Source organism: Streptomyces sp. NPDC057099 (assembly GCF_042671245.1).
In the GTDB taxonomy this organism is placed as follows: domain Bacteria; phylum Actinomycetota; class Actinomycetes; order Streptomycetales; family Streptomycetaceae; genus Streptomyces; species Streptomyces purpurascens.
Genome location: NZ_JBHUTX010000002.1, coordinates 311,807 through 324,388 on the forward strand (window position 1 = coordinate 311,807; position 12,582 = coordinate 324,388).

Genomic DNA, 12,582 nt, shown 5'->3' on the forward strand with positions numbered 1-12,582 from the left:
TCGCCCGGACGGGTGGCTCTGTCCGGACGACGCGCCGCCGTCGCGAGGCGAGGCCGCAGGGGCGGCTACACGGGCCGCTGGAGCACCGTGAGGCTCCGGTCCGTCAGGGTCAGCCGGTCCCCGGCCTGCACCTTCTCGCCGGAGTCGGGCGGCACACCGTCGGCGCGGGCCGTGTCGACCACGACCTGCCACTGCCGCCCGTGGTCGACCGGCACCACGAACTCCAGCGTCTTCGGCGAGGCGTTGAACATCAGCAGGAACGAGTCGTCGGAGATGCGCTCCCCGCGTGCGCCCGGCTCCGAGATCGCGTTGCCGTTGAGGAACACCGTCAGCGCCGACGCCTGCGCCGAGTCCCAGTCCCGCTGGGTCATCTCCCGGCCCTCCGGAGTGAACCAGGCGATGTCGGACAGGTCGTCGTGCGTGCCCTCCACGGGCCGGCCGTGGAAGAAGCGCCGCCTGCGGAAGACCGGGTGGTCCCGGCGCAGCCAGACCATCGCGCGCGTGAAGGCCAGCAGCTCCCGCTTGAGTCCGCCCTCCTCCTCGTCGCCCTCCGGCCACTCGACCCAGGCCAGTTCGTTGTCCTGGCAGTACGCGTTGTTGTTGCCGCGCTGGGTGCGGGCGAACTCGTCGCCGTGGCTGATCATGGGCACGCCCTGGGACAGCATCAGCGTCGCGATGAAGTTCCGCATCTGCCGGGCCCGCAGCCGCCGTACGTCGGGCTCGTCGGTCTCGCCCTCGGCCCCGCAGTTCCAGGACCGGTTGTGGCTCTCGCCGTCCCGGTTGTCCTCGCCGTTGGCGTGGTTGTGCTTGTCGTTGTAGGCCACCAGGTCGTGCATCGTGAAGCCGTCGTGGCAGGTCACGAAGTTGATGGAGGCCAGCGGACGCCGCCCGTCGTCCTGGTACAGGTCGGACGAGCCGGTCAGCCGTGAGGCGAACTCCGCGAGGGTGCGCTGCTCGCCCCGCCACAGGTCGCGCACGGTGTCCCGGTACTTGCCGTTCCACTCGGTCCACAGCGGCGGGAAATTGCCCACCTGGTAGCCGCCCTCGCCCACGTCCCACGGCTCGGCGATCAGCTTCACCTGCGAGACCACCGGGTCCTGCTGCACCAGGTCGAAGAACGACGACAGCCGGTCCACCTCGTGGAACTGCCGGGCCAGCGTCGCGGCGAGGTCGAAGCGGAACCCGTCGACATGCATCTCCGTGACCCAGTACCGCAGCGAGTCCATGATCAGCTGGAGCACGTGCGGGGACCGCATGAGCAGGGAGTTCCCTGTTCCTGTCGTGTCCATGTAGTAGCGGGGGTCGTCGGTGAGCCGGTAGTAGCGCGCGTTGTCCAGGCCCTTGAAGGACAGCGTCGGGCCCATGTGGTTGCCCTCGGCGGTGTGGTTGTAGACCACGTCGAGGATCACCTCGATCCCGGCCTCGTGCAGCGCCTTCACCGCCGACTTGAACTCCAGCACCTGCTGGCCCCGGTCGCCCCAGGACGCGTAGGCGTTGTGCGGGGCGAAGAAGCCGATCGTGTTGTAGCCCCAGTAGTTGTTCAGGCCCATGTCGACCAGGCGGTGATCGTTCACGAACTGGTGTACGGGCATCATCTCCAGGGCCGTGACCCCGAGCTCGGTGAGGTGCTCGATGACCGCCGGGTGGGCGAGGGCCGCGTAGGTGCCGCGCAGTTCCTCCGGCAGCCCCGGGTGCCGCATGGTGAGGCCCTTGACATGGGCCTCGTAGATCACCGTGTGGTGGTACTCGGTGCGCGGGAGCCGGTCGTCGCCCCAGTCGAAGTACGGGTTGACCACGACCGACGTCATCGTGTGCGGCGCCGAGTCCAGGTCGTTGCGCCGGTCCGGCTCGTCGAAGTGGTAGCCGTACACCTCCTCGCCCCAGCCGATCGAACCGCTGATCGCACGCGCGTACGGGTCGAGCAGCAGCTTCGCGGAGTTGCAGCGCAGCCCGCGCTCCGGGGCGTACGGGCCGTGCACCCGGAACCCGTAGCGCTGTCCCGGCATGATCCCCGGCACGTACGCGTGGCGCACGAACGCGTCGCTCTCCCGGAGCTCGATCGCCGTCTCCGAGCCGTTGTCGTGCAGCAGACACAGCTCTACTCGGTCCGCGGCCTCCGAGAAGACCGCGAAGTTGGTACCGGCGCCGTCGAACGTGGCACCGAGTGGATACGCCTCTCCAGGCCAGACCTGCATGGATACGACTCTTTCAGGTGTGCGGCGCCGGTGGGGACGCCTTGGCCCCGAGTCTCCCCGAAAGTGAGGGAACCTCCTATGACTTATGTCCCTCTTACCGGGAGACCAGTGCATACGCGGGTATGCCAAACCAATGGGGCAAGAATGTACTCCCGGGGCCGATGGGGGAGTAGGGGGAAGATGTGCGCAAGACAGTGCACCGCCACTTAGGCAAGGTGGTGGCCGGTACGGCCATAGCCGTGGCCGGGACGGCCGTGATGGTGGGGATCACGCTGCCGGGCACGGCGGGGGCGGACGACTCGGGAACCAGGGCAGGGCAGGCCGGGCGGACGGGGCAGTCCGTCCAGCAGGAGGCCGGACCGGGCCGGGCCGTCGCGCCGGGGGTGGTGGAGGAGGCACCCGCCGAAGGGGAGAAGGGCACGGGCCGCGATCCGCTGACCGACGACGAGACGGAGCGGGTCGCGAAGATCGCCCTGAACCGGCAGCTGCTCCGGAGCAGCGAGGGCGTCGACGGGGAACGCGGCCCGCAGCGTCTCGGCGTGGACCTCGCCGAACCGGAGGCCGACGAGGTCGGCGACCCGGACGCGCCGCGGCGCGCCGACGTGACGTTCTACGACTACCGGGACGACACCCTCGTCACCAAGACCGTCGACCTCGGCACCGGCAAGGTGGTGCGGACCGGCACCCAGCGCGGCGTCCAGCCGCCCCTGAGCCGCGACGAGAAGGCCGAGGCGGCCAAGGTGCTGATCGCCGACCCGCTGGGCGCGGGCCTGAAGGCCGACTACCGGGACGCCACCGGCAAGGAGCTCACCTCCCCGGACCAGCTGCAGCTCAGCGGCGCCGTCTACCGGGCCGCTCCGGGAGCCCAGCCCGCCGTGCTCGACCGCTGCGGCGAGCACCGCTGTGTCCGGCTGTTCCCGAAGATCAAGAACGGCCCGTGGGTCGACGCGAGGTCGATCGTGATCGACCTGAGCGCCCGCGAGGCCGCCCGGCTCGACCGCTGACCCGCTCGCTCTTCTCGCTCTCACTGTCAGGGAGTCATCTCGTCATGCGTGTGAACAGACACAGCAAGGTCCGCACCCGGGCCGCCGTGGGCCTGAGCGTGGCCGCGCTCGCCGCCGGCGTCACGACCGGCGCGGGACCCGCCGCCGCCCGGCCGAAGGCCGCCCCCGCGGCGCCGGCCGCCGAGTGCAGCGCCGCCTACCGCGTCGAGCAGAAGCTCTCCACCGGCACCACCTGGCGGATGTGCTGGCGCTACGACGGCAAGGCCGGCCTCGTCCTGGAGAACATCTCGTACCAGCCCAAGGGCGAGCCCAAGCCGATCAAGGTCCTCAACAGCGCCAGGCTCGGCCAGATCCACGTCCCGTACGACGACGGGAACGTCGAGTACGACGACCTGACCGGGTTCGACTTCGCCCAGGGCCTGATGAGCCTGGCGCCCGGCGAGTGTCCCGGCGGCACCATCAAGACGGTCAAGGTCCCGGAGTCCTGGAACGAGGACCCGAACGTCAAGGGCCTGTGCACCACCACCCGCTCCCGCGGCCACGCCTACCGCATGCAGGGCGACACCGCGAACAAGGTCTATCAGGCCCAGGGCAAGGACCTGCTCGTCTACACCGTGAACCAGGTCGGCTGGTACGAGTACATGACCGAGTGGCGCTTCCAGGACGACGGCACGATCACCATGAACGTCGGTGCCACCGGCAGCCTGTCGTGGGAGGACTACGACGCCGGGGACGGCCGCGGCTGGCCGATCGGCAAGGGCGCGAGCGCCGCCAAGGCCACCAGCCACAGTCACAACGCCTTCTGGCGGCTCGACTTCGCCCTCGACGGCTCCACCGCCAACAAGATCGAGCAGTACGACTCGACCGTCACCGCCCCGGCCGCCGGCCAGCGCGCCCCGAGCACCAAGACCACCCGCACCAAGGTCACCAAGGAACTCGCCGGGGACAGCAAGAACTACCGCTGGTGGCGTGTGGTCAGCGCGACCGGCAAGAACAAGGACGAGCACCCGCGCTCCTACGAGATCGTCCCCGGCCCGACGACCAAGTACCCGGGCCGCAGCTACACCAAGCACGACGTGTACTTCACCGAGTACAACAAGTGCGAGATGTTCGCCAGCCACAACCCCGGCGACTGCGGAGCCGGAGCAGGCAACTCCGTCGACAAGTGGGTGAACGGGCAGGCCCTCAAGCACCCCGTGGTCTGGACGAACATCGGCTTCCACCACATAGCCCGGGACGAGGACCAGCAGCCCATGCCCGTGCACTGGCAGGGATTCTCCATCGCCCCGCGCGACGTCACCGCCATGAATCCGCTCACTCCGGCCGAGCTCGGCTGGCAGAACGGGCACTGGCAGCCCAGGGGTTGAGAACGACCCTGTCCATCCGGCTGCACCGCCGACCGCTCCCGGAGTACCCTTCCTTGATCGTTGGGTGGGGCCAGGCCCCTCGGGAGGCTCGGGGGAGCGGAAGGCGGTGCGCGGGTGGGCTCGGGAGGGCTGGAGCTGCCCCCTGGTGACGAGGGTCACGAGGGGAACTCCACAGACGTCCCGACCGGTGCCGTGTCCCTGGCGCGGCCGATGGACGCGACGGGCTCGATCGGCCCGGAACTGGACTGGGACACCGACGCCTGGCGCGAGGTGCGCACCCGCGCCCAGCGGGCCGGCCGCGCCTACATCTGGCTGAACCTCGTCGAACAGCGGCTGCGCTCGGTCGTCGCCGCCGTGCTGCGGCCCATCTACGAGCCCGTCCACGGCGACGACTGGGTGGTGGCCGCCGCCGGACCCGCCGGGCAGGAGTGGGTGCAGCGCGCCGTCGCCGTACGCGAGGTCAGCCGCCGCAAGGGCTATCTGCTCGACCCGGCCGACGACAACGTCCTGTCCTTCCTCACCCTGCCGCAGTTGCGCGAGCTGATGGTGCAGCACTGGCCCTGCTTCGAGCCCTACTTCGACGACCGTCGCGACGTCGAACTCGCCCTGGACGAGCTGGAGGTCACGCGGAACGTCGTCTCCCGCAACCGGGCCCTGTCCGAGGCCGTCCTGAACCAGGCCGAGCGCGCCTCGGCCCGGCTGCTGGAGATGCTCGGCGCCGACGGTGACGTGCCGTCGGCACGCCGACTGCCCGTCGACGCCGTCGAGGACCTGGTCGGCGACCGGTACGCGGACGTGGTCGCCGTCCACCCGGACCGGGTGCGGCTGATGCGGCAGTTCCCGGCCGAGGACATCTTCGGCGGCGCCCGCCGCCTCGACGCCATCGGCATAGGACTCAACCTGCTCGTGCAGAACTTCTCCGGCCGCCGGCTGGTACGGCTGGCCGAGTCGGGCTGCCGGGTGCGGCTGCTGTTCCTCAACCCCGCCTCCAGTGCGGTCAAGCGGCGCGAACGCGAACTGGGCATCAAGCGCGGCGAGCTCAGCCGGGCCGTCGAGATGAACATCCTGCACATGCGCCGGGTGCGCGCCCGGCTGCGCGACCCGGGCGCCTTCGAGATCCAGGTCTTCGACGAGACACCCCGCTTCACGGCGTATCTGGTCGACGGCGACGGAGCCGACGGCATCGCGGTCGTGCAGAACTATCTGCGCCGGACACGCGGCATGGAGGCACCGGTGTTCGTGCTGCGCAACGGCAGCAAGGTGGTCAAGTCGGGCGAGATCGACGAAAGTGGCCTCTTTCCCACCTACCGCGAGGAGTTCGAGGTGATGTGGGCGGATTCGCGGCCGGTGTCGTGAACGGTGCCCAGCGGACCGCGCTCCTCCGATTGTCAGTGGTGCGTGCGAGGGTGGAGACCACTGGGGGACACCACCGGGGGACGCACCACAAGAAGGGGGACCGCCCATGGGCTGGCACCGGGAGCTGCTGATCGGCTTCGACCTGGAGACGACGGGCACCGATCCGCGCGAGGCACGCATCGTCACGGGAGCCGTGATCGAGGTCAGGGGCGGGGAGCCGCTGGGGCGCCGGGAGTGGCTGGCCGACCCGGGGGTGCCGATCCCCGAGGAAGCGGTGGCGGTGCACGGCATCAGCAATGAACGCGCGGCGGCCGAGGGCCGACCGGCCGACCAGGTGGCGGACGCCCTCGCCGACGTCCTCACCTCCTACTGGAAGTCGGGCGTGCCGGTCGTCGCCTACAACGCGGCCTTCGACCTGACCCTGCTCTCCGCCGAGTTGCGGCGGTACGGACTGCCGTCCCTGCGGGACCGCCTGGGAGGCGTGGACCCCGCCCCGGTCATCGACCCGTACACCATCGACCGCTGGGTCGACCGCTATCGCCGCGGCAAACGCAACCTCCAAGCGGTCTGCTCGGAGTACGGCGTGGTCCTCGACTCCGCCCACGACGCCACGGCCGACGCCCTGGCGGCGGCCCGGCTGGCCGGTGCGATAGCCGACCGCCACCCCAAGATCGCGAGCCTGGGCCCGGCGGACCTGCACCACCGCCAGATCGAGTGGTACGCGGAGTGGGCGGCGGACTTCCAGGGCTTCCTGCGCCGCAAGGGCGACGCGACCGCCGTGGTGGACGGGGTGTGGCCGCTGCGGGAGTTGGCGGACGAGCCGGTCTGAGCGGGCCTGGGGCCCTCAGAACGGATACCACCGCACCGTCTCGTCGCCCTCCCGCAGCGACGCCACCCGCCGCTCGAACTCGGCCAGCGCCTTCGGGTTGACCGGTGCGTGCTGAGCCACCCACGCACAGCTGGCCGTCTCCCGGGCGCCGCGCAGCACCGAGCACCCGTCCCACTCCCGGACATCCCACCCGTACGTCCCGGTGAAGGACGCGTACGCCTCGTCCGCGAGGCCGTAGCGGTCATGGGACAGCGCCATCACCACCAGATCGTGCTCGCGCAGATCGGCGGAGACCGTCTCCAGGTCGACCAGAACCGGCCCGTCCGGGCCGACATGCACATTGCGGGGCAGCGCGTCGCCGTGGATCGGCCCGGGCGGCAGCTGCGGCGTCAGCGCCGCGGCCGCCGCGGCGAAGCCGTCCCGCCGCTCGCGCAGATACGCCGCGTCCGCGGGGTCGATCGCGTCGCCCGCGAGCCGCAGCCAGCGTTCCACACCGCCCAGCAGATCCCGGGCCGGCAGTTCGAAAGGAGGAAGAGGCGTGGCGTGCACGACCCGGAGCAGTTCGGCCAGATCCCGCGGCTCGGCGGGCCGTACGGCATCGGGCAGCCGGTGCCACACCGTCACCGGGTGCCCCTCGACCAGCAGCGCCTTCGGCTCGGCCGCGCGCACCGCGGGCACGCCCGCCTCGGCGAGCCACACCGCGATGTCCAGTTCATGGCGCGCCCGGTCGAGGAGTTCGGCATCGCGGCCGACCTTGACGACCAGGTCGCCGACGGCGAACACCGCGTTCTCGCCCAGCGCCAGCAGCCGCGCCTCGCGGGCCGCGCCGCCCGGCACGTCCGCCGCGGCCAGTACGTCCCGCGCCCGTGCCTCGTCCATCGTCCGCCTCCGTGGTCCCGGTCCTCGTGTGTCACCGTCGGCTTCTGGCCATCCGTCCGTCAGTGTCGCATTCGCACAGGTGGGACCGTGTGCGCGGTGCCTTGACGAGGCAGGCCGCCTTCACGACCATGACCTGGCCCGCCCGAGCCGTGCGAAGGGGCTGATGCCGTGACCTCGGTGACCGAGGTGAGGAAGCCGGCCGATCCGGCACCGGGCCGGGCCCGGCCCCGCCGGGCCGTGGACCACGGCGCCTGGTTCCTGGTGCTGCCCGCCCTGATCCCCATCCTCGTCCTCAGCGTCGGCCCGCTGCTGTACGGGATCCTGCTGGCCTTCACCGACGCCCAGTCGGGCCGTACCGAGCCCACGCGGTGGATCGGCGGCCTCAACTTCCGGGACCTGCTGCACGACACGCTGTTCTGGGAGTCGTTCCGGATCGGGCTGGTGTGGGCGGTCGGGGTGACCGTGCCGCAGTTCCTGCTGGCGCTGGGCCTCGCCCTGCTGCTCAACCAGGAGCTGCGGCTGCGCTGGCTGGCCCGCGCCCTGGCGATCATCCCGTGGGCCATGCCCGAGGTCGTCGTCGGCATCATGTGGCGGCTCGTCTACAACCCGGACGCGGGCATCCTCAACGAGACCCTGCGCGACATCGGCCTGGGCGGCGGCCGAGACTGGCTCAGCGGGCTGGCGACCGCGCTGCCCGCCGTGATCCTCGTCGGCGTCTGGGCGGGCATGCCCCAGACGACGGTGGCGCTGCTCGCCGGGCTGCAGAACACCCCGCGCGAACTGCACGAGGCGGCGGCGGTCGACGGGGCGGGCGCCTGGCGCCGCTTCCGCACGGTGACCTGGCCCGCCCTCAGACCCATCGCCCTCGCCATCACCGCGCTCAACCTCATCTGGAACTTCAACTCCTTCGCCCTGGTCTACGTGCTGACCAGCGGCGGCCCCGGTGGCCGGACCCGGCTTCCCATGCTCTTCGCCTACGAAGAGGCCTTCCGCTACGGGCAGTTCGGCTACGCGGCGGCGATGGGCTGCGTGATGGTGGCCGTGATCTCGATCGCCCTGGCCGTGTTCCTGGCCGGCCGCCTCAGGGGAGGTGACGACGCGTGAGGACCTCCGCACCGGCCCGCTTCGGCCAGTACACCGCGTTGCTCGCCTACCTCGTCTTCCTCGCCTTCCCGTTCCTCTGGCTGGTCTCCACGGCGTTCAAGCCGCCGCGCGAGCTGGGCAGTCTGCACCCGACGTGGATTCCGAAGGACCCCACCCTCGCCAACTTCCACCAGGCCTTCGACGAACAGCCGCTGCTGCACGCCGCCCTCAACTCCCTCGTCGCCGCGCTCGCTGCGGCGGTCATCGCCGTGCTGATCGCGACGCCGATGGCCTACGTCGTCGCCCGGCGGCGCACCCGGCTGGCGAAGGCGGTGACGGGCTGGGTGGTGGTCAGCCAGGCGTTCCCGTTCGTGCTGCTGATCATCCCGCTGTTCCTCGTGCTGAAGAACCTCCGCATGATCAACTCCGTACCGGGGCTGGTGCTGGTGTACGTGGTGTGGGCGCTGCCCTTCGCGCTGTGGATGCTCGCCGGGTATGTGCGGGCCGTGCCGACCGAGTTGGAGGAGGCCGCCGCGATCGACGGGGCCGGCCGGGTGCGGACGCTGGTGTCGGTGACGGCGCCGCTGCTCGCGCCGGGCATAGTGGCGACGGGCCTGTTCGCGTTCATCACCGCGTGGAACGAGTTCTTCTTCGCGCTGGTGCTGCTCAAGACACCGGAGAAGCAGACCCTGCCGGTGGTGCTCACCCACTTCATCGGGGCCGAGGGCGTCGCCGACCTCGGCCCGCTCGCGGCGGCCGCGTTCCTCGCGACGCTGCCCTCGCTGGTCGTCTTCGCGATCATCCAGCGGCGGATCACGGGCGGCATGCTCACCGGGGCGGTGAAGAGCTGATGCGCGCCCGTCTCCTGGCCCTGGTCCTCCTGCTGCTCCTGGCCGGCTGCTCCTCCGGCGGTACCCGCGACGACGGCCGGATCACCCTGCGCTTCCAGTCCCTGGCCTGGCAGGAGGAGTCCGTCGAGGCCAACAAGGCGCTGGTGAAGGAGTGGAACGCCACCCACCCGGACGTCCGCGTCGAGTACGTCCAGGGCTCCTGGGACAGCGTCCACGACCAGCTCCTCACCGCCTTCGAGGGCGGCGAGGCACCCGACATCATCCACGACGCCTCCGACGACCTGGCCGACTTCGCCTACGGCGGCTACCTGGCCGATCTCACCGACCTGCTGCCCGCACGGCTCAAGTCGGACATCCCGCGGCGCAGTTGGGAGACGACCACCTTCGGGGACGGTGTCTACGGCGTGCCGTTCCTCCAGGAGCCGCGCGTGCTGATCGCCAACGCGAAGTGGCTCCGGCAGTCCGGGGTGCGGATCCCGACCCCGGAGAAGCCGTGGAGCTGGGCCGAGTTCCGCCGGATCACCGAACGCCTCAGCGGCCGGGGGAAGTACGGCATCGCCTGGCCCCTGAAGGAGCCCGTCTCCGCCACGCTCAACCTCTCCCTGTCGGCGGGCGGACAGCTCTTCCACCGCGGGGCGGACGGCAAGGTGACGGTCCGGTTCCAGGCGGCCGACCAGGTGGTGCCGCGCACCATCCACGAGCAGGTCGGCACCGACCGCAGCGCCTCGCCCACGACCCTGGGCAGCGGCGGCTCCGACACCCTGCCCGGGTTCTTCGGCGGCAGATACGCGATGGTCCCGCTCGGCTTCTCCTACCGTCAGCAGATCGTGCAGCAGGCGCCGAAGGGCTTCGACTGGCAGGTGCTGCCCGCCCCCGCCGGCGCCGGAGGGCTCACCCAGGGAGTCAGCCCGCAGACCCTCTCCGTCGCCGAGGACTGCCCGCACAAGAAGGAGGCCGCCGCCTTCATCGACTTCCTCCTCAGACCGCCGAACATGGTCCGCCTCGCCCTCGGCGACTGGATGCTGCCCACCGGCACCCGGGCGCTGGCCGACCCGGCCCTGCGCACGTCCGAGCACGGCTGGGCCACCGGCACCGCCCTCGCCGGGCAGCTGCGCCCGGCGCCCGCGCAGACGGTGCGGGGCTACCCCGAGTGGAAGGACAAGGTGGCGACCCCCGCCCTCCAGGAGTACTACAGCGGAGCCATCGGACTCGGCGCACTGCGCGAACGGCTGGAGGAGGACGGCAACCTGGTGCTGGCGCGCTATCAGCGCTGACGGCGCCGCCGGTCCGGCTCCGTTCACGGCACGGCGGGTCCCGTGAGGTAGCGGCCCTCCTCGTCGTAGGGCCAGACATTGGGCGCGCAGCCGCGCATGCCCTTGATCTGCTGCATCATCGCGGGGGCCGGCTTGCCGGGGCCGGGGCAGCCGACATGGCCGTGGCCGAGGAAGTGGCCGACCTCGTGGTTGATGATGAGGGCCCGGTAGGCCTTGACGTCCTTGGCGTAGACGGGAGTTGCCAGGAGCCAGCGTTTGAGGTTGACCATCACGTTCTTGGCGACGTTGCAGTTGACCTCGCCGCCGGTGTCCAGGCCGTACTGCCCGCAGATCTTGTCCACGGTCCCGGCGGTGGCGACCTTCACGACGAAGTCGGTGGGCCCGCTCGACACCCGCCGGAAGGCGGAGCGGCCGTCCGCCGTCCAGCCGCGCCGGTCGGCCAGGACGTTCTCCACCTGCTCGGCGACGTCCGGGGCGGACAGCTCGATGCCGTCCTCGACATCGACCCGGTAGCGCAGGGTCCGGCCCTGTCCCACCTTGGGGCCCGAGCCGGGGGCGACGGTGAAGGTGCCGGGGCCCGTGGCCGGGATCTCCTGCCGGGCGGAGGCCGTGGGGGAGGGCGAGGCGGACGGGGAGGGCGGGTCCGACGGGGTGAGGGGCCTGGCCGGGGCGGTGGTGGACGGGGAGTCCTGCACGGGCTCGGTCCCAGGGCCGGGGCCGGACCCGGCCGCCGTACCTCCGGGCTCCGCCGACGTCCATTCCACCGCCGCGACGCCGGCGGCCCCGAGCAGCACCAGCGCGGAAAGGCCCGCTAACAGCGGGCCCTTCCGGCCGCGCCGCCCGGCGGAGTGCGTGGGGCGGCCGTTCCTGCGGCGGCTGCGGGACGGAGGTACGGAGTGCGCGGTCATAGTTGTTCAGATTGCGATGGTCATGTGATCGGATCTGGCGCGATCGGTAACAGAAGAGTAACGAAGATCCATCGGGAGTCTCGTGTGATCATCCGGTAACAGGAGCCCGTCCGTATCCGGGCCTGCGGATACTGAGCCCATGCCACGAGTTCTGCTGATCGAAGACGACCGCGCCGTACGTGAAGGAGTCGCCCTCGCCCTGCGCCGCCAGGGGCACGACGTCGCCGCCGCCGGGACCGGGGAGGAGGGCCTGGAGCGGCTGCGGTCCTTCCGGCCGGACGTCGTGGTGCTCGACCTGATGCTGCCCGGCATGCCGGGCCTGGACGTGTGCCGCGCCATGCGTGCCCTGGACCAGACGCTGCCGATCCTCATGGCGACCGCGCGCGGCGACGACGTGGACATCGTCGTGGGGCTGGAGGCCGGAGCCGACGACTACGTCGTCAAGCCCGTGCAGGCCCGGGTTCTGGAGGCGCGCATCCGGGCCGTCCTGCGCCGGGCGACGGCAGCGGCGGTGACCGACGGCGGCATACCGAAGATCGACACCTACGGCGAGCTGGCCATCGACCGCGCCGGGCACGCGGTCACCTGGCAGGGCGCCCCGGTCCCGCTCGCCCCGTCCGAACTCCGGCTGCTGCTGACGCTGTCCGCAGCACCCGGCCAGGTGTTCAGCCGGCAGCAACTCCTGGAAGCGGTCTGGGAACACAGCTACCACGGTGACGCGCGCCTGGTGGACGCCTGCGTCCGACGGCTGCGAGCCAAGATGGGCGAGCCCTCGCGCGAGCCGCGCTACATCCAGACCGTGCGCGGCTTCGGCTACCGGTTCGTGTCCCCGTGAG

The 12,582-nt window shown here is 71.2% G+C and carries 11 protein-coding genes; 8 read left to right on the forward strand and 3 right to left on the reverse strand.

What is annotated here, in order from left to right:
* Window positions 1-65: 65 nt before the first annotated feature.
* On the reverse strand, window positions 66-2,195 hold the full coding sequence (gene glgX / locus ACFT4A_RS03800; RefSeq protein WP_382825645.1) for a glycogen debranching protein GlgX: 2,130 nt from the start codon (window positions 2,193-2,195) through the stop codon (window positions 66-68).
* Window positions 2,196-2,377: 182 nt separating this feature from the next.
* Between glgX and ACFT4A_RS03805 the strand changes: the two genes are divergently transcribed.
* The 4 genes from ACFT4A_RS03805 to ACFT4A_RS03820 all read left to right on the forward strand — a co-directional run bounded on the left by ACFT4A_RS03805 (window position 2,378) and on the right by ACFT4A_RS03820 (window position 6,751).
* Window positions 2,378-3,199, forward strand: coding sequence for a Tat pathway signal sequence domain protein (locus tag ACFT4A_RS03805; RefSeq protein ID WP_382825647.1), 822 nt, complete (start codon window positions 2,378-2,380; stop codon window positions 3,197-3,199).
* A 44-nt stretch (window positions 3,200-3,243) separates the two neighbouring features.
* Complete coding sequence (locus ACFT4A_RS03810) at window positions 3,244-4,566, forward strand: copper amine oxidase (protein ID WP_382825648.1); 1,323 nt, start codon at window positions 3,244-3,246, stop codon at window positions 4,564-4,566.
* Between the two features lie 114 nt (window positions 4,567-4,680).
* Window positions 4,681-5,922, forward strand: coding sequence for an SAV2148 family HEPN domain-containing protein (locus tag ACFT4A_RS03815; RefSeq protein ID WP_382825649.1), 1,242 nt, complete (start codon window positions 4,681-4,683; stop codon window positions 5,920-5,922).
* A 106-nt stretch (window positions 5,923-6,028) separates the two neighbouring features.
* On the forward strand, window positions 6,029-6,751 hold the full coding sequence (locus ACFT4A_RS03820; RefSeq protein WP_382825651.1) for a 3'-5' exonuclease: 723 nt from the start codon (window positions 6,029-6,031) through the stop codon (window positions 6,749-6,751).
* A 15-nt stretch (window positions 6,752-6,766) separates the two neighbouring features.
* Here the strand turns inward: ACFT4A_RS03820 and ACFT4A_RS03825 are convergent, their stop codons facing one another.
* On the reverse strand, window positions 6,767-7,630 hold the full coding sequence (locus tag ACFT4A_RS03825; RefSeq protein WP_382825653.1) for a phosphotransferase enzyme family protein: 864 nt from the start codon (window positions 7,628-7,630) through the stop codon (window positions 6,767-6,769).
* 168 nt (window positions 7,631-7,798) lie between these two features.
* On the opposite strand from ACFT4A_RS03825, the gene ACFT4A_RS03830 reads away from it, so the two are divergent.
* The 3 genes from ACFT4A_RS03830 to ACFT4A_RS03840 are packed head-to-tail and all read left to right on the forward strand — an operon-like array spanning window position 7,799 to window position 10,838.
* Window positions 7,799-8,734 carry a carbohydrate ABC transporter permease gene (locus ACFT4A_RS03830; protein WP_382825654.1) on the forward strand — a complete coding sequence of 312 codons (936 nt, stop codon included), beginning with the start codon at window positions 7,799-7,801 and terminating at the stop codon, window positions 8,732-8,734.
* Window positions 8,731-9,564 carry a carbohydrate ABC transporter permease gene (locus tag ACFT4A_RS03835; protein WP_382825656.1) on the forward strand — a complete coding sequence of 278 codons (834 nt, stop codon included), beginning with the start codon at window positions 8,731-8,733 and terminating at the stop codon, window positions 9,562-9,564. The genes ACFT4A_RS03830 and ACFT4A_RS03835 overlap by 4 nt, the downstream gene beginning before the upstream one ends.
* Window positions 9,564-10,838 carry an ABC transporter substrate-binding protein gene (locus ACFT4A_RS03840; protein ID WP_382825657.1) on the forward strand — a complete coding sequence of 425 codons (1,275 nt, stop codon included), beginning with the start codon at window positions 9,564-9,566 and terminating at the stop codon, window positions 10,836-10,838. The genes ACFT4A_RS03835 and ACFT4A_RS03840 overlap by 1 nt, the downstream gene beginning before the upstream one ends.
* Window positions 10,839-10,861: 23 nt before the next feature.
* Here ACFT4A_RS03840 and ACFT4A_RS03845 read toward each other — a convergent pair whose 3' ends face one another.
* The gene (locus ACFT4A_RS03845) at window positions 10,862-11,746 is read right to left on the reverse strand and encodes a DUF3152 domain-containing protein (RefSeq protein WP_382825659.1); all 885 of its coding nucleotides are present in this window, start codon (window positions 11,744-11,746) and stop codon (window positions 10,862-10,864) included.
* A gap of 139 nt (window positions 11,747-11,885) precedes the next feature.
* Here ACFT4A_RS03845 and ACFT4A_RS03850 point away from each other — a divergent pair, with 139 nt between their 5' ends.
* Window positions 11,886-12,581 (forward strand): response regulator transcription factor, encoded by a 696-nt coding sequence (locus tag ACFT4A_RS03850; protein ID WP_382825661.1) that lies wholly within the window; start codon window positions 11,886-11,888, stop codon window positions 12,579-12,581.
* Window position 12,582: the final 1 nt, after the last annotated feature.